The 236-nt window shown below is 78.8% G+C and carries 1 protein-coding gene; it reads left to right on the top strand.

Annotated elements, in window-relative coordinates:
• Nucleotides 1–236, top strand: a 236-nt coding sequence (locus DEIPI_RS32415) for an amylo-alpha-1,6-glucosidase (RefSeq protein WP_045234656.1), incomplete at both ends; no start/stop codon positions are given.

Raw genomic sequence — 236 nt, 5'->3', positions numbered from 1 at the left:
CCCGACGCGCCGAGGGACGCCGCGGGCGAGGAGGAGGCCCTGCGCGTCGCGCGTCGGGAGCTCGTGACGCCGCTGGGCCTGCGGACCCTCTCCCCCGCCGACCCGCGCTACCGCCCGACCTTCGGGGGGCACCGCTTCGTGCGTGACAGCGCGTACCACCAGGGGACCGTGTGGCCGTGGCCGATGGGCGCGTACGTGGACCTGCTGCTGCGGCGCGGCGAGCGGGACCGCGCGCG

It is taken from the genome of Deinococcus pimensis DSM 21231 (assembly GCF_000519345.1).
GTDB lineage: Bacteria > Deinococcota > Deinococci > Deinococcales > Deinococcaceae > Deinococcus_A > Deinococcus_A pimensis.
Note: the sequence above shows the minus strand (reverse complement) of the source record. Positions and strands in the feature narration are given on the sequence as shown.